Origin of the sequence: Maribellus comscasis, from assembly GCF_009762775.1 — a bacterium.
GTDB lineage: Bacteria > Bacteroidota > Bacteroidia > Bacteroidales > Prolixibacteraceae > Draconibacterium > Draconibacterium comscasis.
Genome location: NZ_CP046401.1, coordinates 4,734,026 through 4,759,253, shown reverse-complemented (window position 1 = coordinate 4,759,253; position 25,228 = coordinate 4,734,026). Strand labels below are relative to the sequence as shown.

At 37.7% G+C, this 25,228-nt stretch carries 24 protein-coding genes; 6 read left to right on the top strand and 18 right to left on the bottom strand.

Translation table 11 applies throughout. The annotated features are described in order from the left end of the window. Positions 1-18: 18 nt before the first annotated feature. Genes GM418_RS18980 through GM418_RS18940 form a run of 9 tightly spaced genes read right to left on the bottom strand, consistent with a single transcriptional unit; the run spans position 19 to position 6,588 of the window. Positions 19-1,812, bottom strand: coding sequence for an NADH-quinone oxidoreductase subunit NuoF (locus GM418_RS18980; RefSeq protein WP_158868820.1), 1,794 nt, complete (start codon positions 1,810-1,812; stop codon positions 19-21). Between the two features lie 21 nt (positions 1,813-1,833). Then, positions 1,834-2,229, bottom strand: a complete 396-nt coding sequence (locus GM418_RS18975) for a (2Fe-2S) ferredoxin domain-containing protein (RefSeq protein ID WP_158868819.1) — start codon at positions 2,227-2,229, stop codon at positions 1,834-1,836. Between the two features lie 21 nt (positions 2,230-2,250). Next, positions 2,251-2,796 (bottom strand): ATP-binding protein, encoded by a 546-nt coding sequence (locus GM418_RS18970; protein WP_158868818.1) that lies wholly within the window; start codon positions 2,794-2,796, stop codon positions 2,251-2,253. Then, on the bottom strand, positions 2,793-3,533 hold the full coding sequence (locus tag GM418_RS18965) for a PHP domain-containing protein (RefSeq protein WP_158868817.1): 741 nt from the start codon (positions 3,531-3,533) through the stop codon (positions 2,793-2,795). The genes GM418_RS18970 and GM418_RS18965 overlap by 4 nt, the downstream gene beginning before the upstream one ends. Before the next feature lie 21 nt (positions 3,534-3,554). After that, the gene (locus tag GM418_RS18960; RefSeq protein WP_158868816.1) at positions 3,555-4,088 is read right to left on the bottom strand and encodes a dihydrofolate reductase family protein; all 534 of its coding nucleotides are present in this window, start codon (positions 4,086-4,088) and stop codon (positions 3,555-3,557) included. Positions 4,089-4,141: 53 nt separating this feature from the next. Further along, entirely contained in the window at positions 4,142-4,480 is a 339-nt protein-coding gene (locus GM418_RS18955; RefSeq protein WP_158868815.1) for a DRTGG domain-containing protein, read from the bottom strand. Continuing rightward, on the bottom strand, positions 4,467-5,834 hold the full coding sequence (locus GM418_RS18950) for a [Fe-Fe] hydrogenase large subunit C-terminal domain-containing protein (protein WP_158868814.1): 1,368 nt from the start codon (positions 5,832-5,834) through the stop codon (positions 4,467-4,469). The genes GM418_RS18955 and GM418_RS18950 overlap by 14 nt, the downstream gene beginning before the upstream one ends. Beyond that, positions 5,834-6,244, bottom strand: a complete 411-nt coding sequence (locus GM418_RS18945) for an ATP-binding protein (protein ID WP_158868813.1) — start codon at positions 6,242-6,244, stop codon at positions 5,834-5,836. The genes GM418_RS18950 and GM418_RS18945 overlap by 1 nt, the downstream gene beginning before the upstream one ends. After that, the gene (locus tag GM418_RS18940; RefSeq protein WP_158868812.1) at positions 6,244-6,588 is read right to left on the bottom strand and encodes a hypothetical protein; all 345 of its coding nucleotides are present in this window, start codon (positions 6,586-6,588) and stop codon (positions 6,244-6,246) included. The genes GM418_RS18945 and GM418_RS18940 overlap by 1 nt, the downstream gene beginning before the upstream one ends. A 180-nt stretch (positions 6,589-6,768) precedes the next feature. Here GM418_RS18940 and GM418_RS18935 point away from each other — a divergent pair, with 180 nt between their 5' ends. From GM418_RS18935 to GM418_RS18925, 3 genes are all read left to right on the top strand, one after another. Beyond that, the gene (locus tag GM418_RS18935; RefSeq protein WP_158868811.1) at positions 6,769-7,695 is read left to right on the top strand and encodes a PAS domain-containing protein; all 927 of its coding nucleotides are present in this window, start codon (positions 6,769-6,771) and stop codon (positions 7,693-7,695) included. Further along, a complete protein-coding gene (locus tag GM418_RS18930; protein ID WP_158868810.1) occupies positions 7,679-8,878 on the top strand; it encodes a SpoIIE family protein phosphatase in 1,200 nt (399 codons plus the stop codon). Before GM418_RS18935 ends, GM418_RS18930 begins: the two co-directional genes overlap by 17 nt. Positions 8,879-9,030: 152 nt before the next feature. Continuing rightward, positions 9,031-9,627, top strand: a complete 597-nt coding sequence (locus GM418_RS18925) for a hypothetical protein (protein ID WP_158868809.1) — start codon at positions 9,031-9,033, stop codon at positions 9,625-9,627. A 712-nt stretch (positions 9,628-10,339) separates the two neighbouring features. On the opposite strand, the gene GM418_RS18920 is transcribed toward GM418_RS18925, so the two are convergent. The 5 genes from GM418_RS18920 to GM418_RS18900 form a co-directional block, all read right to left on the bottom strand. Next, positions 10,340-10,723 (bottom strand): response regulator, encoded by a 384-nt coding sequence (locus GM418_RS18920; protein WP_158868808.1) that lies wholly within the window; start codon positions 10,721-10,723, stop codon positions 10,340-10,342. Between the two features lie 384 nt (positions 10,724-11,107). Further along, on the bottom strand, positions 11,108-11,788 hold the full coding sequence (locus tag GM418_RS18915) for a Crp/Fnr family transcriptional regulator (protein ID WP_158868807.1): 681 nt from the start codon (positions 11,786-11,788) through the stop codon (positions 11,108-11,110). 701 nt (positions 11,789-12,489) lie between these two features. After that, a complete protein-coding gene (locus tag GM418_RS18910; protein ID WP_158868806.1) occupies positions 12,490-13,029 on the bottom strand; it encodes a phage tail protein in 540 nt (179 codons plus the stop codon). Positions 13,030-13,261: 232 nt separating this feature from the next. Then, on the bottom strand, positions 13,262-14,275 hold the full coding sequence (locus GM418_RS18905; RefSeq protein WP_158868805.1) for a dihydroorotate dehydrogenase-like protein: 1,014 nt from the start codon (positions 14,273-14,275) through the stop codon (positions 13,262-13,264). Positions 14,276-14,508: 233 nt separating this feature from the next. Further along, positions 14,509-16,803, bottom strand: a complete 2,295-nt coding sequence (locus GM418_RS18900; RefSeq protein ID WP_158868804.1) for a sodium-translocating pyrophosphatase — start codon at positions 16,801-16,803, stop codon at positions 14,509-14,511. A 428-nt stretch (positions 16,804-17,231) separates the two neighbouring features. On the opposite strand from GM418_RS18900, the gene GM418_RS18895 reads away from it, so the two are divergent. Next, the gene (locus GM418_RS18895) at positions 17,232-19,619 is read left to right on the top strand and encodes a zinc-dependent metalloprotease (RefSeq protein ID WP_158868803.1); all 2,388 of its coding nucleotides are present in this window, start codon (positions 17,232-17,234) and stop codon (positions 19,617-19,619) included. A 237-nt stretch (positions 19,620-19,856) separates the two neighbouring features. On the opposite strand, the gene bamG is transcribed toward GM418_RS18895, so the two are convergent. Beyond that, positions 19,857-21,089 (bottom strand): BamG family beta-barrel-assembly machinery protein, encoded by a 1,233-nt coding sequence (gene bamG, locus GM418_RS18890; RefSeq protein ID WP_158868802.1) that lies wholly within the window; start codon positions 21,087-21,089, stop codon positions 19,857-19,859. A 42-nt stretch (positions 21,090-21,131) separates the two neighbouring features. Further along, the gene (locus tag GM418_RS18885) at positions 21,132-22,448 is read right to left on the bottom strand and encodes a DUF4270 family protein (RefSeq protein ID WP_158868801.1); all 1,317 of its coding nucleotides are present in this window, start codon (positions 22,446-22,448) and stop codon (positions 21,132-21,134) included. A 297-nt stretch (positions 22,449-22,745) separates the two neighbouring features. Here GM418_RS18885 and GM418_RS18880 point away from each other — a divergent pair, with 297 nt between their 5' ends. Together GM418_RS18880 and GM418_RS18875 are read left to right on the top strand one after the other, a co-directional pair. Beyond that, positions 22,746-23,756 (top strand): Kelch repeat-containing protein, encoded by a 1,011-nt coding sequence (locus GM418_RS18880; protein WP_158868800.1) that lies wholly within the window; start codon positions 22,746-22,748, stop codon positions 23,754-23,756. Continuing rightward, entirely contained in the window at positions 23,749-24,093 is a 345-nt protein-coding gene (locus GM418_RS18875) for a DUF4907 domain-containing protein (protein WP_158868799.1), read from the top strand. Before GM418_RS18880 ends, GM418_RS18875 begins: the two co-directional genes overlap by 8 nt. On the opposite strand, the gene GM418_RS18870 is transcribed toward GM418_RS18875, so the two are convergent. Next, a complete protein-coding gene (locus GM418_RS18870; protein WP_158868798.1) occupies positions 24,082-24,375 on the bottom strand; it encodes a hypothetical protein in 294 nt (97 codons plus the stop codon). The two genes, GM418_RS18875 and GM418_RS18870, sit on opposite strands and share 12 nt — an antisense overlap. 30 nt (positions 24,376-24,405) lie before the next feature. Continuing rightward, positions 24,406-25,212, bottom strand: coding sequence for a DUF4249 domain-containing protein (locus GM418_RS18865; RefSeq protein WP_158868797.1), 807 nt, complete (start codon positions 25,210-25,212; stop codon positions 24,406-24,408). Positions 25,213-25,228 lie beyond the last annotated feature (16 nt).

The following is a 25,228-nucleotide window of genomic DNA, read 5'->3' as shown; positions in this document are numbered from 1 at the left end:
TGTATTCTTTTTACTTGATTATGTTAGGGTTATCGCATCGAATTTACATTTTTCAAAACAAACACCACATTTAATACAGATAGACTGGTCAATAAAATGAGGTTGCCTGCGCTCACCTGTAATTGCTCCAACCGGGCAGTTTCGGAAACATAGAGTACAACCTGTACATAAATCTTCTGCAATTTCATATTTCAAAAGAGCCTTACATTGCCCTGCCGGGCATTTTCCGTCATTAACATGCGCCAAATATTCATTTTCAAAATTTGCAATGGTTGAAAGTACCGGGTTGGGAGATGATTGTCCCAGTCCACAAAGTGACGCATCCTTAATAACTGAACTCAAAACCCTTAGACGTTCAATGTCTTCTACTTCTCCTTTTCCTTTTGTTATTTTGTCAAGAATTTCGTGCAGACGTTTGTTGCCGACACGACAGGGAGTACATTTTCCACACGATTCCTCCAATGTAAATTCGAGATAAAAACGCGCAATGGAAACCATACAATCGTCCTCATCCATTACAATCATTCCTCCTGATCCCATCATCGATCCAGCAGCAATCAAATTATCATAATCGATTGGTGTATCCAGAAAATCTTTTGTTAAACACCCACCGGAAGGGCCTCCGGTTTGCACCGATTTAAATTCTTTTCCGTTTTTTATACCGCCACCAATATCGTAAATCACTTCACGCAATGTGGTGCCCATCGGAACTTCAATTAAGCCAACATTGTTGATTTTTCCGGCTAATGCAAAAACTTTGGTTCCTTTTGATTTTTCAGTACCTATTTTATTAAACCAGTTGGCTCCTTTATTTAATATAACAGGAATATTAGCAAAGGTTTCCACATTATTTACGTTGGTTGGTTTCCCCATATATCCCGAAACAGAAGGAAACGGCGGTTTAAAAGTAGGTTCACCACGTAAACCTTCCATTGAATGAATAAGCGCTGTTTCTTCTCCACAAACAAATGCGCCTGCACCATAACGCAGTTCAATATCAAAATTGAACCTTGTGCCCATAATATCATTACCCAACAAACCGTATTCGCGGGCTTGTTTTATTGCTGTTTTTAAACGCTCAATTGCCAACGGATATTCTGCGCGGATATAAACCAAACCTTTGTCTGCACCTATACAATATCCGCAGATAGCCATGGCTTCCAAAACAGAATGCGGATCGCCTTCCAGAATTGACCGATCCATAAATGCACCAGGATCACCTTCATCAGCATTACAAACTACATATTTTTGGTCGGCCTCCGATTTTCGCGTAATTTCCCATTTTAATCCGGTTGGAAACCCTCCACCTCCACGACCACGTAATCCTGATTCCTTTATTTCCTGAATGGTTTCTTCCGGAGTGAATTCGGCCAGACACTTTCCAAGCGCCATGTAACCATCCCGGGCTATGTACTCTTCAATATTTTCCGGATTGATAAAACCACAATTTCGTAAGGCAATCCTGATTTGCTTTTTGTAAAACTCAATTCCTTTGGAATCACTTATATTTTCGTTGGTTACCGGATCGGTATACAATAAACGCTGAACTGTACGTCCTTTTACTATATGCTCTTTTAAAATTTCTTCAGTATCCCCGGGGCTTACTCTCACATAAAAAGTATTATCGGGCAATACCTTTACAATGGGGCCTTTCTCGCAAAAACCAAAACATCCGGTGCGTACAATTTGCACTTCGTCTTCCAGCCCAAACTCATCAATTAAAGAAGTAAATGAATTTATAATATCTTCACTTTCCGACGCTTTACAACCTGTTCCGCTGCAAATGAGAAGGTGCATTTTATAATCGCTCATAATAAATTTAGTTGAAGGTTTTTATTCATCAATGGTTTTAAAATTTACCGGAATAATGCCATCTACCAGCTTGCCACGTTTGATGTAGACTTCGATAATTTCTTCAGCTTTTGATTTATTTACGTAACCAAAAACCACCGGTTCTTTTCCGGGCAACGTTATTTCCACCGTTGGCTCGGCGTAACAATATCCCATGCATCCGGTTTGCGTAACAACGGCATCAATAGCCTGTTGTTCCAATTCTTCCACAAAATAATTCATGGTTTCTTTGGCCCCCGATGCAATTCCGCACGTTGCCATTCCCACTTTAATCTGTACAGTTTGTTCGGGATGATCGCTATTCTCCCGTAGTTTGATCTTGGACTGTACCTCATCTCTGATTTTTTTGAGATCAGCCAGTGATTTTATTTTAGTCATAGTTGTATTGGTTGTTTTTTATCAGCTTGCTTTTATATCTGTTAAATTGTTTTTTATCAGTTCGATAATTCCATTTTTTATTTCTTTGTTGGTTAGAGGCATTCCGTCAAGCATTTTGATAATATCATCAGATGAAATTTCAAAAATACTTTTAGCGGTTTTATGTGTGTATTTCAATTCTACTTTCCTGTAACTCAACAAAGTGAGATAGTAAGAATTCCACACATCTCCCAACGGTGGCCTGTCAATATTTGATAACTGAAAAACAGCTTTTATTTCCGTTCCCACCCCCTCTTTCGATTTCAGCTCAAGTTTTCCGCCACATTGTTCTGCATTTTGTTTTAGCAGCGACAGCCCCATCCCAACTTTCCGGGTATTTCTGGATGTAAAGAACGGTTCGGTTGCCTGTTGTAATGTCTGCTCATCCATACCGCAGCCGTTGTCCCGAATTATCAAAGTGTAAATGTCATTTTTTTTATCCTCATCAACTATGATTTCAATCAATGTAGCCTTTGCCCTGACCGAATTTTGAACGATATCAAGGATATGTTCAGATATGGTTTTCATCTTATTTGAACAAATCGGTTATTTTTCTGATTCAGAGCCATTTTAATTTCTGAAAAATCGGGTTTTTCAATTATAAAATTGGTGTAAATTTCGCCAATTTGTTCCAAATAATGGGCATCGGAATTGCGTATAAGGGTCTTTTTGTTTTCTATAACATAATGTTTTCGAACATAATTTACCGAAGTATGTTTTGAAACACCTAAAGCATCATATTTTAAATTCTCAGGAATAAATCCCAATTGGCTTATAATCCCATTTGCAGATCGGTCGATATGGGCGGGAATAAAAAGGCCGTTTAAACCGGAAACCAGATTTTGAATTTCATCGATTCCAACTTTTAGCGCAGCAGGAAGATAATAGGGAATCATCTCCAAAATATTTTCTTCTTCATCAATTAATGGCTGATAGCCGAAATAATCTTCCTTGTTTGGAATTTTGGTTATGTTTAAATCGATAAACTGTTGAAAGGTTTCAAGTTCCTTTTCTTTTTCAAAAAACACGAGGCAATGTACCTCTTCTTTTGTTGTAACTTCAGCACCGGTAAGCACAAAGATTCCCTCTCTTTCAGCCAGCTTTTTTACCAACGGCGCTTGTTTTGTAGAGTTATGATCAGTGATTCCGATAATCTGAAGCCCCGTTTCTTTTGCCCTTTTTACAATGTTTCCGGGCGACATTTCCAAATCGGCGCAGGGCGATAAAAGTGTATGTATATGTAAATCGGCCCTGAATATTTGCATTTTGTAATTCTTTGAAAACAGTTACCGCGTTATTTTGTAACGCAGTTCAGTAACTCCGCTTTTATAAACTTTTGAATATGTCAGCTCAAGTCGTGTTTCCCGGGGAATAGCTTCAAACAACTCAATTCCCCCCGGAACAACAATGGGCATAATAAAAACATAAATCTCGTCAATTAATTTCTCGTTTAAAAACCAGGTATTCAGCTGTCCACCGCCAATTAGCCAAATATCGCGCTTCGATTTTTCCCTTAAACTTTGCACAAAATCAACATGATGTTCTTTCACAAAAGTTACATATTTTGTGTTTTGAACTTCTGGATTTCGTGTAAAAACATAGTTTGTTTTTGTTTTGTAGGGGAATTCTATATCCCAACTAATTAGTTGTTTGTATGTGCTGTTCCCCATGATTGTTATTCCAACAGAATCAAGAAATTCAGCATAACCATGATCTGTATTTTCAGGATTTGGGATTGATTCCAGCCACTCTACGCTTCCATCGGCCAAAGCGATTTTTGAATTCAAACTTTGTGCAATATAAAGTTTTATTTTTGCCATTTTCTTTTTAATTGAAGATTATAAAACCAAAACAAACTTGTTCTGAGAATTGATTAATCTTCCTGAAGAAAATTATAAAGTTTCCCTGCGGTTTCAAACGTTCCCCAACGGGTCCCTAATATGGGAATTCCCTCTTCGTTGCTTTTGTTTAATGTTTCAGCTTCGGGTTCAAATCCTTTTACCAAAATTACTGCTGGCAGGTCCTTTAATGACGCGATGGCCAATACATTTTGATGGGTTTGGAGTGTAATCCAGACTTCGCCTTCGCCGGCATTTCCCATTACATCACTCAACAAATCGGAAACATAACCTCCGGATATTTCATTTTCAAGGCCATTATTACCTGAAAATACTATTAGATTAAACTTTTCAACCAAATCAGAAACCTTCATTTCGTCCGCCTTTTTTATTACAATCGGCATCAAAACGTTTTTGTCCCCATATTTTTTCAAGGCTTTTAAATCCTTTTTCAACCGATAATTTATTTTCATTTATATATCTCTTTTGCAAAAAGATACAGTCTGTCATTTTAGCATTCCCCTGAACCATGTCTTCTGCAAGGGCGTGGCAGTTAGGTGCCCCGCAAGCTCCACAATCAATACCCGGGAGCTGACAAAGAATTTTGCCTGCCTTTTGCATCCGATCCAATGCTTTTACCCGATCCTCATGCAATACAAAAACGCTTTTTGCTTCTATTTTATCTGCCTGCAACTTTTTCTGAACAATCGTCTTGCCAACATCCGGCACCTCGGTTTTTGATGCTGACGGATATCGCAAAGCGCGCTTTTGCAAACGTTCCGAAGTAAGAAACCGATTTCCTGTTAATAAAATCCCCCCGGCACATCCCTGGCTGCATGACTTTAATTCGAGATAGTCAAGACCGGTAATCTCTTCGTTTTCCAGGCGTTCCAAAAATTTTACCACGTTATGAATTCCGTCGATAGACATGGCTCTGCTTTTAAACTGTTTGGATTCCCCGCGGGGCAAACTCCACAAAATTCCGTCGCGACTAAGATTTTTTCGCAAGGGAGAGAAATCCTCCGTTTTGCCTTTTGAAATTATTTTCATTATCCGGTTGTACAAATCCTTCATGTTTATGGTTCCGTTTACAACCGATTTTTTCTCTCCAAGCGGCTGGTTCACTGCGGCCATCTTTGCAGAACAAGGACTGATATAAAAAATACCGATTTCATCTTCATTTGCCCCTTTTGCTTTTAATTCTACAATCGCAAAATTTGCGGCTAAATCGTGGGGAGCTTTTAATGGAATTATATTCTCAGCCAGCGATGGATATTTTGATTGTATCAGGCGTACAACTGCCGGACAAAATGAAGAAATTACCGGATGCTCCCGATTTCTGCCGGTTTTCTTCTTTATTTCCTCCGAAAGCCAACGGATAGGTTGTTCTACTTCGTAAATATGAGTAAACCCCAATTCCAAAATTGCCTGGTAAATCTGGTCCTCCGAATGTTTTTCAGGAAACTGCCCGATTAAAACCGACGGAAAAAGTGCAACACGGTAGTTGTAATCAAAAATATTCAGCAAATCATCCTGTTCCACATAAAATGCTTTGGCCGGACATGCGCGTAAACAGTTGCCGCAATCCACACATCTCTCCGGGCGAATAGAGGCTACCCCGTTTACGATACGAATTGCTTCGGTTGGACATGCTTTCATACAATGTGTACATCCAAAACATTTCTGTTCGTCAACTTTTATTGCATGATATTTTTGAGCCGTTTCCATCAAAAATAATTTTTAAACTTTACAAGTGTACCTTTGCCAACCTCACTTACAATATCCAGTTCATCAACATTTTTTTTTATGTTAGGCAGTCCCATGCCTGCTCCAAACCCCATTTCACGCACCTGTTTTGAGGCGGTTGAAAAACCAGCTTCCATTGCTTTTTCCACATCCTCAATTCCCGGCCCCTTATCAGTTAGTTTTACTTCAATAAAATGGCTACCTATCGAGGCTTTCAGGATCCCTTTTTTAGCATGAGCTACGATATTTACCTCCGCCTCGTAAACAGCAATTACAATTCGTTTTATTGTTTTTGAATCAATATTTAATTGTTTCAACACTTTTTTGATTTTACTCGATGCATTTCCGGCACTTGTAAAATCGCCTCCTTCTATTTCAAAAACAAGTTCCATTAATACACCGGTTTTATTCCGTTTGAGAATAACACCCCACTTGCTCTGAAAATCGAAAACGGGGTTTCAAGTAAAACAATCTTATTTTCTTTGGCCAGCTGTATCATTTCCGGTGAAGCCTTTTTATTTCTGGCAAGTAAAACAACGTGAATATCTGCCATTTCAGCGGTGCGAAGCAACTGCACATTTGCAAGGCCCGTTATCAGCAAAATATCTTCCTCATCAAGCGTTAAAACATCACTCATTAAATCTGAACTAAATGCCTTTTTTATATTTTTTTCTGTCAGCAAGTCGCCGGCAACGATTCGGGCTTCAGTTAATTTTTGAATATCACTAATTTTCACAGTTGAATTTTAATGGTTTTATTTTTGAGAAATATTTGTTCTTCAAACAAAGATAAACGAACAAAAATTCAAATAATCAGCTTTTCATCATAAAAAACTGTTTTCAAATAGATTTAAAATGAATTGAAATAAAGGCTTTATTTGTTAATTTTCACATTCCAAATTTCGAAAAACCAAAATATGATCTACGACAAAAAATCATTTTTGACCAATAATATTGATGACCCGGAATTTCACCAGAAAATTATTGATGCGCTCCCCATCCCTATTTTCTACAGAGATTTAAATGGAGTTTACCAGGCTTGTAACAAAGCTCATGAAAAATTTATTGGTCGCCTTCGCGAGCAAATAGTTGGAAAGTCCGTGTACGATATTCATTCCAGGGAAATGGCTGATATTTATTCACGTCGCGACAAAGAATTGCTTGAATCAACAGGTGTACAAGTGTATGAAAATCAAATTAAACATTCCGACGGAACCATTCATAACGTCATTTTTAACAAAGCCGTGATACACGACAATGATGATAAAGTTATAGGTATTGTAGGCTCGATTAACGATATAACCGAATTGAAACGGACAGAAACCCGTCTGAAAAAAGCACAGGAATCGATGGAAGTTTCGTCACACATGTTGCATAAAATTAACGTAGGTATTTTAATGATGGACGATAACCACAAGGTAGTAGATTCGAACGTTAGCTTTGCGCAACTAATGGGCGAAGAAACCACCGAATTGTTTGAAACGATTCCGGGCTTAAAAGGGGCTGATGTAAGCGTCCTGGTACCTGAAGTAATTTTTAAAATGATGTCCAGTATCCTCTCATCAGGAGAAGAAATCCTGGAGCGCGATATTAAATTTCAGAATAAATTGCTGCATGTTTCTGTTGTAACTCTTTATAAACAAAAAGTTGTAGGTGCCGTTATCCGCGACATGTCCGCGCCAATGCTGGTACGCGATGAGATTATAAACCGGGCACAGCGGATAAAAATCCAGAATATAGAAACAGTACAAAAAATCGCCCGATTGTTAGGCGAAAATGCAGCAGAGACAGAAGAACTTTTAAACTCAATTATTGAATCGCACAGATATGGTGACGACGAATAACCCGGGCTACCACGTAGAAATTGATGTTCAGCAAAAAAAGCCAAAAGGTGAGATTGCCTGCGGCGATGTTCTCGAATCGAGTATTACCAAAGAAGAGAGTCGTACAATTTTGGTTTTAAGCGATGGAATTGGTCATGGGATCAAGGCAAATGTACTTGGCACACTTACCGCAACCATGGCTTTAAAATATACAAAACTACATACCAAACCCGAAGTTGCAGCCAGGATTATTATGGAAGCCCTTCCTAAAAGTAACGACGGAAAGGAAAACTATGCCACATTTACCATCATTGAAATTGACCCTGAGGGATATGTAAGAATAATTAATTATGATAATCCGACCATTTTAATTCTTCGGAACGGGAAATTATTTCAACCTAAAGAATATGAATTAAAAATCCGTGGAGAAGCAAATTTGGGAAAATTGTTACGTTGTCGTGAATTTAAAGCTTTTAAAGAAGACAGGATTATATTTATGTCTGATGGAGTTCCTCAGTCGGGGCTGGGGAACAATCGTTTCCCGCTGGGATGGGGAATGGAAAAAATTGAAAATTTTATCTTAAATCAGGTAGGCCGGATGCCGGATATCTCGGCAACAAAACTTTCGCGAAAAATACTAAACCAGGCAGTAATGAATGACAACTTTTCGGTGAAAGATGATACAACCTGTGGTGTGATTTATTTTAGAGAACCCCGAAAATTTATGCTCATTACAGGCCCTCCGTTTTACAAGATTAAAGACTACGATTTTGTTGGACGCGTTCAGGGATTTAAAGGCAAAAAAATTATTTGCGGGGGTACAACAGCCGAAATTATTGCCCGTGAATTAAATCTTGAAGTAAACATCCAGCACGGTGAAAAAAAAGCGGCAGCATTGCCACCGTCGGCAACAATGGCAGGTTTTGAAATGGTTACTGAAGGAATTTTGACTCTGGGAAAAGTTGAAGATATTCTGGAAAATTACAACAGCGACACAAAACTACAGGATAGTCCGCCGGAGCAGGTTGTTAAACTTTTACTTCAACACGATAGTATTGATATAATTGTGGGTACACGTATCAACTGGGCACACCAGGATCCGGAACAACCACTGGAACTGGAATTAAGAAAATTTGTAGTAAAACGAATTGTAAAAATTCTGGTGCATAAATTTTTTAAAAAAGTAAAAGTGGAATACGTGTAATAAGCGCGGCTTCTGCCATAGTATCGAATTAGCGTACTTTTAAGCGAAGAAAGCTTTGAATTGACATGGAAACCGACAGTTAACATCATTTACCTTTTTTTCAGGCAATTTAAGGAGAGTTTTTCAGAAATTAGCGGAACAAAACAAAAGTCATGAAACTGCTAACTCTGCTACTTTTTGTTCTCACTTGCTCTTTTGCACTCTCACAGGAAAAAGAATTTCATATTCAAGGCCGGATAATTGATGGAGATTCAAACCCGGTAGCAGATGTTTACATTTTAAATTACCGCAACCTCGACAAAGCCGTTAGCCGTCAGAACGGAATATTTGACATGTGGGTACTCCCCGGCGATTCACTAATGCTTTCACATGTGTCTTACCTTTCTCTAAGAATAAAGGTTTTTGATTTAATGGTTAATCCGGTTATCCAGATTGCTTTGGACACAGTTAATATAATTGAGGTTGACGTTTTTTCCAATCCCCAGGATGATATGCAAAATGCAAAGAAAAATATAGAATCAATGGGATGGAATCCTAACCCCACTCCCACCGATAATCTCACTGAAAAAGAGATGATGCAGGACATGGTCAATCGTGAAAATAATGTAATGCGTTCGGAAGCGACATCGTTGAAAATTTTAAAGTTTTCTCCTTCTGATGTTGTTGGGGCTATTTCCAAAAAAATAAAAAAACGGAAAAAGTCGAATAAATATTCATCTAAAAAAAAACAGAAAAAAAACTATCCCTGAGTTTCGGAATAGTTTTTTCATAGTTTTTAGACCTCTAAAGTTTTGCGTCCAGTACCTTTAAAAGGTTTCGTAATTTCTAAACTCTCTAAAAATAAGGTTTGTAATCATCATCTTCATTTCATATATATCTTGAAAGATATTATCAATTTGTTATAGTACAAAGTAAAAACAAACAGAACAAAACTACAGATTTTTAATGCTGAAAAGCAATGTTTTGTAAACCGAATTATTAATTACACTTTACTTAAAAGGCCTAGGACTATACTTCTTCCTTTAGAAGATTATGAGTAATAACAGCTACAAAAAAACCTATTCAATATTCAGAATATTTGTAACAACAAAAAATTTGGTGTTTGTCTCAAATTGTTGCAAACAACAGGAGCCGGCCTTCTAACGGTGATGGTATGTAATGAATACATTTGAAGATGATTATACTTCAGCCGGCATCCTGTTTCATGGGCTGGGATTTCACCCATTGTTTGCAAACCTGAAAGGACGGACGGTATTATTTATTAACTCTGGGTTTGTCACTTATTTCATATTTACATATATCTTAAAATTTTCTTTTAGAGTGGAGATGATGTAAATTAAAACCGAAAAGAGGAAACACCGGGAGCTTAAAACTCCCGGTGTAGTCCAGAGGTTTGTAAAAACATCAATCTTTGCGTCACATAATAAATTTACACTCTTTTACCTCCAAAATATTCAATAATTAATTCAAATTCAGCAAACTGCTTATGTTGTCCATCTCCTTCATCAATATCTCTTTATTGACAGGCTTTGGAAAATATTTCCTTATAAATCCCTTTTCTTCAAGATTCTTCACTTTGTCTGTTCTGTTACTACCAGACAGCATATAGCAGATTTTGTCCGGATACGATTCATTTACATACTGAACCAGCTCCAATCCGTCCATCTCTGGCATAACCCAATCGCTAATTACTATTTTTAGCTCAGGGGAGTTGTTTAAAATTGAAATTGCATCTTTGGCAGAACAGGCAGGTACCAATTCAAAATTACTTTCCAGCAATACTCTGCACATTAACAAAATATGTGCAGGGTCGTCGTCAACATAAAGTATTTTAATCTTTTTCATGACTCATTAAATTTACTGTAATTGTTATCATGCTCTTTTACAAAAAACAAAGAATATCAACTCTCTTATTTTACATATAAAATCCGTGAGCGATAATTTTACTATTCCTTCATCTGTTATTGTAAATAAACAATCAATACAGAATACAGCTCAAACCTTAAATCGTATTATCGTTAAATAATTTGTTATTTACGTCCATTAATCTTCGACACAATTTTCTATTGAAAAAAACGGGTTTGTATGTGCTGAAAATTACATTTTATAAATAAGATACATTATCTTCTTACAAAGAAAAAGAGTTTTTGTCTTATTTCCACTATCTTAAAATTGACATAAGTCATTAAATGAAATTGAGACCAAAAAAAATTACATTATTACCTGAACCTATTTTTTTCTTTTGATAAAAATGTATTCAAAAGGTGAAACATCAGGTAAATCCACTCCTTCTTTTATTTTTGCTCTGACCCTGCTAATAGTTTCAGGTGTTGTTCCTAGGTAATTTGCAATATAAACTGATGGAATCTGTTCAATTAATTTAGGCTGGCGCTTTATCAGGAATAAATATTGTTCTTCCACTGTAAAAAAACGATTTAGCGAACGTTCCAAAGAATTATATATCCAGCAAGCTATCAACAAACGTTCAATATCAATTGCTACGGGAACACTTTTGCTTATCTGTTGAAAATAATCCCATTCCATAGACCATACTACCGAATTTGTAAGTAGCTGGATGGATAATATAGACGGACTTTTTCTAATCAAACTTGTATAGACGCTGAATATTTCATTAGGAAACGCAAAGGCTTCAGTAACTTTTTGACTCCCTTTTTGATAAAAAAGATGTGCTATACCTGATTCCAAAAACCATATCTTAGACACGGGTTGACCCGCTTTAACCAAATATGTCGCCTTCTGGTATTTTTCTTTTTTAATCTTTGCAAGAATATCATTGGGAAGGTTTAACTTCAATTTAGTTAAATAGTGAACGATCTTTTCTTGCTCCCTTTGCATATAATTGAAGCTTTTCGGATTTTTTAAGCTGTTAATTAATAAATCAAAAACCATTCGACACTTATCTTTAGTTCATCCTAAGTTTACACACATAGTTATCCACTTGAAGGACTCTGTCAAATCAAATATAAAGGACAATAATTTACATTTTCAAGGTGTTAGTCAACAAACTATACCCTCAATGGGGATAATATTGCTAAAAACCTTTTTAATAGAATTTTGTGATTTGTATCAAGCATTCCATATTTCATATTTACGACATTTTAGGGAATAATATTCAAAGAAGTACAAAGGAATTAAACTTTTGCCGAATATTCTTATATTCAACTTGATTTTAGTCAAGAAAATACGTTTTTTGTAATAAAAAATTAACCTCTTGTAATAAATTGTTACAAAATAAAAATAAGGGCCTCCAAAAGACACTTATTATTATTGGAGTTATCCATTATTTTGTCAAACACCATTTCCTAACAACTGACAGCTAATCGTTATTGATGGGTGGCAAATACATTTACCGTCCTCATCCGGCATACCTAAAACATTTCGCACGGAAACTCTGTACTACTCCCTAAGAAAAACATGATAACGCTTACCTATAAGCTTTCTTCGTAAACTCCGGAACTCAAATTAATAATTAACTTGTTTCACACCGGCTTCAAACACATTTGCACCTGGAATATTTTCTAAAAAAAATCACCAAATGCTGCGAGACAGCTGTCAACACAATCTTCAAATATTTCAACTGTAATGTTTTCTTAACCCCGCGAAGGATAGATCCCCTGCAGCGCGATAATATAATTTATACACTGATAAGGCTGAACATTGTTGTGAGGTAGACCCCCTCCGGAATTATTAACAGTCACATCAACAGCTCCAGCCTTCATAGTTGTATTAGCTTTTTGGGCATATCCTTCTGTATTTTTATTTAACGTAGCAGCTACGGTGCCTCCCGGATTGGACGCATCCGCTTGTCCGTTTTTTGCCTGAATAGTTCCGGTTGCACTATGATTATGTGCGGGAATTTGACTTATATTTAACAGAATATTTTCTTCTCCGGATTTTTCTCCCAGTCTTCTGGGTGTTAATCCCGGACCGTTGCCCGGATGCATTGGAACACGTCCTCTTAAATCAGGCAGTCCAAAAGTTGTTCGGCCGTCTCCTCCATATGAAGTACCTATAATTGAAAATAAGGCCTGGTTTTGTACAATTGAAAGCAATTGTCCATCACAAAGTGCCCATCCTCTTGGAGCGAAATTTCCTCCGAATAGCATTATTTGACCTATAAATGGTTCCATAAGAAAATGATTTAATGGTTTATGATTATACCTAACACTATGTAATATAATACCTTTTTGCCTCTTTTCAAAACAAATACTCCGCCTTACTTATTGATTTCTATAACTATATCATAATAATTTTCTCAAAAAAAATACAACTAATGAATTTCTCCTATCAAACAAAAACCAAAAAAGCAGGAAACTATATGCTTCCTGCTTTTTTGTATAATAAATTAGTTATTCCCCAAAACTACACCATCGGATATTTTTTAAATATCGAATCTGATTTCATAAGAATATCAACATACTGTGCTCTCTGATATGCAAACGGGTCTTTCATATTTTTCCGCGAAAGTTTTCCTCTGAAATCGTCCAATGATTTGTATTCTTTTTCTTCCATCCACTTGTTCAACTCAATCAGGATATCAGAAACAACTGAAGGCTGGTTTTTATATATCGTACTCACCATTTGCACAGCATCTGCGCCGGCGAGTATCATTTTAATTACATCCTGTGCACTGTAAATACCCCGGCTGGCACAAATACTTCCTTCCAGATTTCCGTAAAGCAACCCCGCATAACGCAAACTAACCATATGATCTTTGGGATTACTCAACTCCCACGGATAGTAATATTCTTCCTTTTCCGCATCAATCTCAGGCTGGAAAAAACGGTTAAATAAAACATAGGCATCTGCACCAGCTTCATCAACCTTTTTAATAAAATTAAGCGGATTGGAATAAAACATACTTATTTTCACACTTACGGGAATGCTAACTGCTTTTTTTACTGCTTTTACAATCTGAATCTGTTTATCCTCGATAGATTTCCCGGTCACTTCGAAATACCCCGGAGTAGCATACAAATTAATCTCCAAACCATCAACACCTGTTTTCTCCAATTCTTTGGCATATTCAACCCACGTAGGTTCATAAATTGCATTTAAACTTGCAAAAACCGGAACATTTACACTCTTCTTTAATTTTTCAAGATTATATAAATGCTCCTTAGGGCCGGCATGTTCCAGTGTCGGAAACAAATCAGTCATTTCAGCGTTACGTTCGTTATACTCATTAAGTTCTTCATCCATCTGAAGATTTTCAAGTTGAATTTGCTCCTCAAACAACGAACGATAAACGATTGCCCCAATTCCGGCATCTTCAATTTGTTTGATTGTTTCAGGCTTGTTAACCAGATTGCAAGCTCCAAGAATTAATGGGTTTTTTAATTTTATACCCATGTAGGTTGTTGATAAGTCTGCCATAATATTTGATTTTTAATGTTTTATTCCTGTTCACAATAAGTAACTAAATTTAGAAATATTTTGTTCAAGAATAATTCTAAATTTATCCTAATATTTTTAAAAATAAAGAAAATCCTTAAAGTTGACTATCCCCGAGGCAGAGCCCCGGAGAACTATTTGATTAAAAAGCACAAAAAAACCACCTGTAACGATACAAGTGGTTCAATTATATTAATTTCATTACAATCAATAACTTACAGCAAACTTAATGTTACGGTTAACCCAGCCATTACAACTGAAACCATTGTCATAAGTTTAATAAGGATGTTCAATGAAGGACCAGAAGTATCTTTGAAAGGATCACCTACGGTATCACCTACAACACCTGCTTTATGAGCTTCGCTTCCCTTTCCGCCGTAATTTCCTTTTTCAATGAATTTTTTAGCGTTATCCCATGCACCTCCAGCGTTATTCATAAATACAGCCAGCGTAAAACCAGCAGTTAAACCTCCGGCTAAAAGACCAATTACCCCGGCAACTCCCATTGATGCACCAACAATTACGGGAACAATGATAGCGACAAGTGAAGGAACCAACATCTCTCTCTGAGCTCCTTTAGTTGAAATTTCAACACATTTGGCATATTCAGGTGTGGCTTTACCTTCCAAAATACCTTTAATTTCGCGGAACTGACGACGAACTTCATCAACCATCGCACCGGCCGCACGTCCAACAGCTTTCATAGTCATTGCACTAAACAGGAATGCCATCATTGAACCAAGGAACAATCCACCGAGGAACAACGGATTAAACAATGTAATATCGTAAGCAGCTGAAAAATCTTTTACAGAAGCAGCTGAAATTTTTACAGCTTTTATACCTTCTTCTACTGCAGGAGCAACATCATTATAAAAAACATACTGACCTTTAGCAACAAATCCTTCACCACCTTTGGCTATTTTACCAAACCACAATCTTACTTCTTCCATGTAAGCCGAAATAAGCGCCATTGCAGTAAGTGCTGCAGAACCGATTGCAAAACCTTTACCCGTTGCAGCAGTAGTATTTCCTAACATATCCAATGCATCCGTTCTCTCACGAACTTCAGGAGGTAATTCCGACATTTCAGCATTTCCACCAGCATTGTCGGCAATCGGTCCAAAAGCATCGGTTGCCAGCGTAATACCTAACGTTGAAAGCATACCTACAGCAGCGAACCCAATTCCGTATACTCCCATTGCAAAATGCTGAGCACCACCGGCAGCCCAGAAAGCTCCCATAATACCCAGAACAATAGTTACAACTGGTATCCATGTAGAATTCATTCCAACAGCAATACCATCGATAATGGTTGTAGCAGGGCCTTGTTGCGCCTGGTGTGCTATACCTTTTGTAGGTTTATATTCATCGGAAGTATAATATTCGGTTGCCTGACCAATAATTACACCGGCTGCCAAACCAATAACAACAGCCCAGAAAACGCCCCAGGTAATCCATCCCATAAATGCCAAACCAACCAGGGCAAGAAGTATAAGAACAGAACTACCGAAAGTTCCGATAAACAAAGCTCTTAATAATGTTTTTTGTGTTGCTGATTCTTTTGTACGAACCATAAAAATACCAATAATGGACAAAACAATACCAATGGCAGCAACAATCATTGGCGCTGTTACGGCTTTAATAGGATCAATTCCTGTACCTGCCAGAGCAACCGCCGGAAGCGCAGCACCTAATGCAGCAGTTGCAAGGATCGAGCCGGCATAACTTTCATAAAGGTCGGCTCCCATACCGGCAACATCTCCAACATTATCTCCAACATTATCTGCAATGGTTGCAGGGTTGCGCGGGTCATCTTCAGGGATACCAGCTTCAACTTTTCCAACCAGGTCGGCACCAACGTCAGCCGCTTTAGTATAAATACCACCGCCAACACGTGCAAACAATGCCTGTGTAGATGCCCCCATACCAAAGGTTAACATCGTAGTTGTAATTTCAACCAGCTTTTGTGTTTCGGTTGTCCCCTCATGAACAAACTGGAGACCAAGAAAATGCAAACCGTTAGCCATATGTTCAGGAGTAAAAATCACTTTACTCAACAGTAAATACCATGCGGCAATATCAAGAAGGGCAAATCCTACAACAACTAATCCCATTACGGCTCCACTACGGAATGCTACCTGCAAACCTTTATTCAGCGATTGTGAAGCACCGTGGGCTGTTCTCGCCGAAGCAAAAGTGGCTGTTTTCATTCCCAAAAATCCGCAAAGTCCGGAAAAGAAACCTCCGGTTAAAAAGGCGATGGGTACAAATGGATTTTGAACACCAAAATACGCCATTATTGTTAGCAGGATAAACAGAACGACAAAAACAATTATTACAACTTTATACTGTCTCTTCAGATAAGCCATTGCACCTTCGCGAACATATTGTGCAATCTCTTTCATCCGATCAGTACCTTCTGAATTTTTCATCAACGATTTGAAGAAAATCCAGGCAAATACCAGCGCCAAAATTGAGGCAACGGGTACTAATAAGAAAATATTACTCATAAGTTGATAATTTTATGTAACTGCTGTTACGGTTTAGATTTATAATAAATATACTTTAAATTGAATCGTTAAACTCAGTTTGATTTATGGTCGTTTTTAATAAAAAAAAATTTCCAGCAGACAAAGATAAATTTTAAAATGAAATGCTAAAGATTTGGTGACCTGTTACACAATAGATTGAAAATAAATTAACAAATCATTTTGATGTCAGTCTTTTGAAAAAAATATGGTAAACCACCACACAGATTTCACGTTTAACTCAAAATTGAACCAGATATTAAAAACTTTTTAAAGAACACCCGGGAAATTTAATCAAATTGAAATGATTATTTGTTAATGTTTCATTAGCTTGAGTAGCACTTACTCAAAAAATCGGAATTAAAAATGAAATTTTTCGATATTTATAACAAATACAAACATCTGTTCTCATGAAAAAAATTGTACCTGCTTTAGTTTTATTTCTTATTACTCTTTTGCCTTTTGTTGGTTTTGCCGAAAAATTCACCGGTTTTTTTAACTTTTCATATTCTGAAAAAGAAAATAAAGTAACACTTGAAGTTGATAAGCTTGATGCAGAGTTTTTGTATGTGACATCTCTTGCTTCGGGGGTGGGTTCAAACGACTTAGGCCTTGACAGGGGAAAACTTACCGGAACGAAAGTGGTAAAATTTGTAAAAGCAGGAAATAAATTATTACTTGTACAATCCAACTACGACTACCGGGCTTCGAGTAAAAACGACGATGAAATAAAAGCCGTTGACGATGCATTTGCTATATCAGTACTTTGGGGATTCAAAATTGAAAAAGAAGAAAGCAGCAAATTTTATGTTGATGCTACCGAGTTTTTCCTTCAGGACGCGGCTAATGTTTCTGCAACCTTGCAACGGAACAAAGAAGGGAATTATAAAATTGAAAAATCGCGTTCGGCAATATACCGGGACGGGCTAAAAAGTTTCCCAAAAAACAGTGAATTTGAAGCACTGATTACATTTACCGGAGAACCATCGGGAAAATTTGTACGCACCGTTACGCCAAGCTCAGATGTGATAAGTATTTACATTCACCATTCGTTTATTGAACTGCCGGACGACAATTACAAACCAAGGGCATTTGATCCAAGGGCTGGTTATTTCTCGACCACATACCAGGATTACGCAACTCCTTTCGATCAGCCAATTGTTAAACGTTTTATTGAACGGCACCGGCTGGAAAAGAAAAACCCAAATGCCCGGATAAGCGAACCGGTTGAGCCGATTATATATTATGTTGACAGGGGAACTCCGGAACCTATTAAATCGGCGCTTATTGAAGGCGCAAGCTGGTGGAACGAAGCTTTTGAAGAAGCCGGATTCAAAAATGCGTTTATTGTAAAAGAGATGCCCCAGGGTGCCGACATGCAGGATGTACGCTACAACACCATTCAGTGGGTGCACCGCTCAACACGTGGCTGGTCCTATGGCTCAACAATAAGCGATCCCAGAACCGGTGAAATATTAAAAGGACATGTTTCTTTGGGCTCGCTCAGGATACGCCAGGATTTTATGATTGCGCAGGGATTGACTTCACCTTTTGGAAAAGACACAAAGGAGATTGAAAAAGCCAAAGAAATGGCGCTGGCGCGTATTCGTCAGCTTTCAGCACACGAGGTCGGACACACCATTGGCCTGGCCCACGCCTACAGTTCAAGCAGCGAAAACCGTGCTTCGGTTATGGATTATCCGCAGCCGCTGGTAAAAATCAAAAATGGGAAAATAGACCTTTCGGAAGCTTACGATGATAAAATCGGAGACTGGGATAAAATTGCCATTAACTATGGCTACCGCGAATTTTTAGATGATAAAAAAGAAAAAGAAGGCCTTGATAAAATCATTCAGGATTATATAAAAAATGGTACAACTTTTCTCTCCGATCGGACTTCCGGAGGAGGAATCCAGCCATACACCAGTCAGTGGGACAATGGCGAAAATCCATACAAAGAACTGGAAAGAATGATGGTAATCCGAAGGATTGCTTTAAGTAACTTTGGCGAAAACACGATTCCGGAAGGAGCGCCTTACGCCACCCTTGAAGATGTTCTTGTTCCGGTATATTACTACCATCGTTACCAAATTGCTGCAGCTGCAAAAATAATCGGTGGATTAGACTACCGCTACGCTTTAAAAGGTGACGGACAAATGATAACTGAAATGATTTCGCCGGAAGACCAGGAGAGAGCCTTACAGATTCTGTTGCAAACCATCTCGCCCAACGAGCTGAAAATCCCGGAGAAATTAATCCGGATGATTCCTCCCAAGCCCATGGGCTACGGCAGAAGTTCTGCGGAAAATATAAAATCAAACACAGGATTAACTTTTGACCCTCTAGCCGCTGCCGGAAAATTAACGAATATGGTTTTTAGCGAACTGTTAAACCCGCAACGGGCACAACGTTTAATCGAATATCATGCAAGGAACAACACTCAGCCGGGTTTTTCCAAATTACTGGACGAACTGGTTTCTGCTACATGGGAAACCTACCTCACAAACGGGATAGATGGTGAGCTGCAGAAAGTAGCTAATAATGCGCTCCTCACAAACCTGATGCAACTGGCCTTAAACCCTAATGCCACACCGGAAGTAAAAGCACTGGCATGGCAAAAAATTCAGGATCTTAAAACGTTGGCCAGCCAAAAAAATAATTCGGTATCGCTTTCGGAAACCAAAGCACATTATGCGTATGCTGTTCATCAAATAGAGCTATTTAATACAAATCCTGAAAAATTCAAAGAGATAAAAACCGAAATGCCACCTCAAGGTGCTCCTATCGGGATGGAATAAAATACTATCATTCTATTTGTTTTGGCAGGGGTTGTTCACAATTACTTAAAAAGTAAATACCTGGCTAACAATACAAAAAACAGAAGCAAAAAATAAAATCCGTTGACGTTGGTATTTACCGAACACTGCTTGCCTATATACAACCACAATGCTTTACGATAGATATTGAATTTCCGGAATCTTCTGTTTGACCAGTTGCAATTCTCTCAACAATATAGAAAAAAACCTCAACAGGTTTTAATCATACCTCCGTTTTAAAAAGGCAATTTCATTCAAACTAAAACCAAGATGAAACAATATATAATTCTCTTTTATCAACTGATTGGAAAGTGTTCCGTTTGAACCGATTTCGACACCCCAGTTTACATTTGATATTCTTCCGGGAATAGGTACTCCTGCGCCAAATGAAACACCTTTACTGCTAATCGTTTTGCTCCCAAAACTAAGGTACGAAGTTTCATAGTTGAGCCCTAATCTGTAAATCCAGTTTTTATAGCCTCTGTTAGTTATACGATATTCCCACAAACGAAACTCACTCCCAACCGAGAAACGATGAGAATCTTTAAATTCATTTAACTGAATCGGATACTCTACATCCGACCATTTCTGAAAATTGTAATCGGCCAGAAAAGTCAGGCGGTCAGAATTCTGAATACCTATTCCTATTCCTATTTTGGTTGGAACTTTCAGATGATCGCTATCATATTCGTCGTAATCCACCAGGTTATAGCTTGCATCGTAAACTTTAAGGAAATGGCTCGATTTCAAATTTTGTTGATTACTGAATGTTACACCCAACGAGTAGTTCCATTTTCTCACGGGAAACGAATACTGTATTCCATAATCAAAATAAAAGCTTTTCAAAAAATCCTGACGGACAATCTGATAGGATGGAACCACTCCTGTTGCAATTAAGTTTTCTTCTTGTGTTAATGAACCAAAAAGGTATGAAGCATTTATTCCAATCGACAGGTTTTTATTGATTTTAATCGCATTCCCAAAATACGCCTGGCTGATTCCCCCGCTGCCAACATATTCCGAAATAAACTGTTCATTCTTTCCTTCAACATAATTTGTTTTTGAAACAGAGTATCCAACGCTGCTAAAGGGAACAACACCGATGGAGCCCGCAAACCAGTTTGTATAACGCCACCCAAGTGCCATATAATTAAAGTTTCCGGTATATCCGGTATTTGATTCTCCGGAGGAACTTAAATCGTAATATTTACCTTTAACCCCAAATTCAAAAATCAACCGTAGACTGTCTATTCCGGTATAAGAAGCCGGATTAATATTGTTAAGGTTGTTGCCCGATTTAAGTGCAATTCCTGAACCTCCCATAGAACTCGACCGACTAAAACCTTTGTTTTGTAATTCGCCAGGGCCAAAAATGGAATACGGAGAGACAGTGGTCTGGCCTCCTACATAAATCGATATAAAAAGTAATATTGTAAATAATAGGTGTTTCATGTTCTTTGTTTATCTGTTTCCGGCTTTAAATACGCTCAATTTCTATTCATACATCAGGAAATACAACTTTAAGGTTGGCCGGTAATTGTCACCACTTCTTGCATCAATTACCAGGCGCTGGCCGGTGCTCTGAAATGTTTCACTGGGAAATGTTATTATTAATCCGTTTTCAGGATTAAAATACGAATCACTCAGTTCATCCATAATAAAATCTGTGATATCGAATGTATAATGAATATCTTCGCGGTACATATCGTCAAAATAAAAATCGGCAAGTAATGTTTCATCATTATCATTCTGCACTTCAGCTGTCAAGCGGTTGTATTCATCGGTTGTATACAGCATCAGCTCTTCCGGAAAATCAATTTGTTCATCACTGTCGGGGGCCGGCCGGAGAATCAGTTCGGCTTTGTACAATACATTGCGTGTGTCGAGCTCCATTATTTTTTCGAGGCCTGTAAAATCGAGTCGGGTAACAATTCCTGTTCCGGCCTGTATGTACGATTTGTTATCGGTTTGAGCAGAAGAAATATTCTCTTTCTGGGTTGTCAGGTTTCCAATAAATGTTTCTGTCCTGTCGGCCACAACGTTATTAAAGCAAGTCTCGGCAGAATACATTGGCAAGCGATAACTTGTTTCAGTGCGTGTTTGGCCTTTTAGATGTGTATATAGTACGATATTTATCAACGAATCGGTAGATTTAAAACTCAAAAGCGATGCGTCTTCATCTCCCGGAACCAGGGCAACTCCTTTAAAATAATCCAGAAAGTCGTCGGCTGTAGAAATCTCATCTGCATTATCTTTCATCATTTGCATCAGGGTCATTCCCCAGTTATCGTCAAGCCTGATTTCCAAAGAATCATCCTTGTTGGGTTCAGGAGTAAATTTTATTGAGCCAAGCGGTACATCATTGAATTTAAACTTTGAGGTATTATAAATATAAGAATCATCGGTTTCTTCAATTTCTTCCAAAACTTCATGAACAAAAATGGTTCTTTCTTTTGTTGTATCTCCATATGACAAACCGTCGTAATCCAAAACCAGGGTAAGCGAGTCAAAAATAGCATCATCGTCAATTCCTGCGTAAGTCGGAGCATTAACCTGGAAATAGGAAGTTGAACTCACTTCGCCAAACAGGGCGTCACTATATCTCCCAACCAACAGATTATCTGGCGAATTAGCAGGAATAGAGTCAATTATAAATGTAGATAACTTAAGCGAAAAACTATCAACGATAACAACATGTGTTTGAGAAGAGATAAAATTATCACCAATACTAACCAAATCCAAATCGTTTTCGTCGGTACACGATATAAATAAGTATAATATTATTAAAAGAGGAAATATATTTCTATTCATATAAGATTCTAATTTGAGTCCAAAAGAAGGCAAGAAAAGGAACCTGAAAAAGAAATATATACCAACCCGAGTTTTATATAGATAAATCGACTATTTGTCGATGTTTTAATCTTTATTAACGCCTGAAAATCCCCAAAATAACCGCAAAGATCGGTTTTAGAGACAAATTCCTGGAGTTTATCTATACATATTCAGCAATGGTCTAAATTCCTTTTTTCTGACTATTCAGAGGCATACGTTTGTGATTGGATTCCTGATATTTTAGGATAGATAATATGAAATATTAACAAAACAGTCATGAAAATTAATTATTTATTTATTTTACTTCTTTTTGTACTTTCTTTGGGTCTAAGCTCGTGCGGCAATGATGACGACGATGAATTGATGGGAAACTGGTCGGAAAAATCAGGATTGGATGGAACCGCCCGAAGTGAGGCCGTTGGTTTTGTAATTGATTCCAAATTTTATATGGGAACAGGTTTTGACGGAGAAGACCAGTTAAAAGACTTCTGGGTTTACGATCCGGACGGCGATTACTGGACACAACTTTCCGATTTTCCCGGTGTGGCCAGAAACGGTGCTGTTGGAATGGCCATCAATGGAAAAGGATACATAGGTACCGGTTTTGACGGAGATGATGCATTAAAAGACTTTTACGAATATGACCCTTCAACACAAAGCTGGAACCAAATTGAAGATTTCCCGGGAGAAGCAAGATACAGTGCGACTGCTTTTGCTATCGAAGACAATGGATATGTAGGTACGGGTCGCGGTGATGATCTTTTTTATAAAGATTTTTATACCTACAGTACTTCTTCCAAAACCTGGAAAAGTATAATCAGTATAGGTGGTTCCAAAAGACGCGATGCCTCTTCCTTTGTAATAGATAAAATCGGATTTGTTGTTTCCGGATACAACAACGCATCCTACGAAGACGACGTTTGGGCTTATGATCCTTCGACAGGATACTGGACAGAAATGCGCCATATTTCAAACTATGACGATGACAAAAAATACGACAATGACTATACGACTATTGCCCGGATGAACGGTTCCGCATTCACCTTAAACGGGAAAGGTTATCTGGCATGTGGAAGTACCGGTTCAAACGTGAGTAACGTATGGGAATATGATCCTCAAATGGATTTATGGGAAGAGAGAACTGGTTTTGAGGGAGCGTCGCGTACAGAAGCAGTTGGTTTTTCTATTGGTTCAAAAGGATATGTTGTAACCGGCAGAAGCGGAAGTTATTATTTATATGATTTATGGTGTTTTGATCCAACCGTGGAACAAGTTGACAATGACTAAAAAACCTGTTTATATACTCATAGGCATATTGGCTGTACTCGTAGTTTTATTCGCTTTAAAAGAAAAGAAAACAGAAACAGCAAGATTTAAGCAAGAACGTTTTAGTGTTCAAACCTTTACCACGGGGGACGGTGGCTGGGGATATTCCATTTTCCACAATAAAAAAAGGATTATCAAACAGGATGTTATCCCTGTAATCCGGAAAAACATGTCTTTTCAGTCGGAAAAGGATGCCCGGATCACCGGATTGCTGGTAATTGAAAAACTTAATGCAAAAAAACTTCCTACACTAAACAGGCAGGAACTCGAAAACCTGCACATTTCGTTAGGTAGTTAAGACATAAACCAAAAAAGCAAGGGATGGCAAAAATCCAATAAAAGCCAATCCCTTTGCTTTATTTTTGATTTTCTCCCGTTCTGTAGCGAGGTAAAAAATCCCGATAGGAATAATGGCTATAAACAAAACTGTTCCGAGAAAATTAAAAACCTCTCCTCTGTCAGTTAAAAATACCAACGAATGTCTCCCTTCCTCAAAATACCAGATGGCAGCAGCAATAATTGCGGAAAGAATTACAAGAATCACAGGAAAAATCCGACAGCAATATTTGTTAGTTTTCATAACGGAAATTTTTAAATACAAAAAAACGAATCATTTTAAACTTTTAATTTTCGACTGAATTACTATTGTTTTTTCATCACAGGAGTATGCGGAAAAATATCCCAGTGCTCCGTTGGAAAAATTTGGATTTGGATTGGCCGGCGAAGCTGAAACTGCTGAATTCTCATCAATAAGTTCGGAAACAGCGCTAAAATATTCGTAAGCCGCTTTATCCAGGGTTTGTAATTCATACTTTACAGTATCACCAATTTCATATATTTTTCTTCGAATACGTAGTTCCACAAACTTTCCGTTTGTATTGTTATCATCAAAAACAATAAAGTCTTCAGGCGCATCTTCCTCTTCTCCGTTCAAAAACATTTTCAGACGATAATAATTGTTCTCCCCTGGCGGGTCATGAAAATAAAGATAGACATTATAACCTTTTTGCAAAACAGAATAATCTTCATTTAAAACCATTCCCATAGAATCGATAAACACAGTTCTGTGCATTTTTGAAACCGACTCATAGATATTTTCACCAATGGTAACTGAAAGTGTGTACTGGCTATTTGCATTCGGGATAATAGAATCATTCTTATACTCTCCGTTATTTTCAGCAAGTTCAAACTGGCGTCCCTCTTCATCGGCAATTTTCACGGTAGCTCCGGCAAACATTTCAGCTGGTTCTGTACTAAAGTAACTTGTAGTATTGGATATTTTAACACGCGCCATATTTGGGTTGTCTGATAATGTTCCTTCTATAACAATAACAGGATTTGTTTCATTAAGGTCTACATCAATTTTTTTTTCGCAGCCCCAGAAAAGCAAGATAAAAACCGGAAATATGAGTTTCATTTTTGTCATTGTTCAC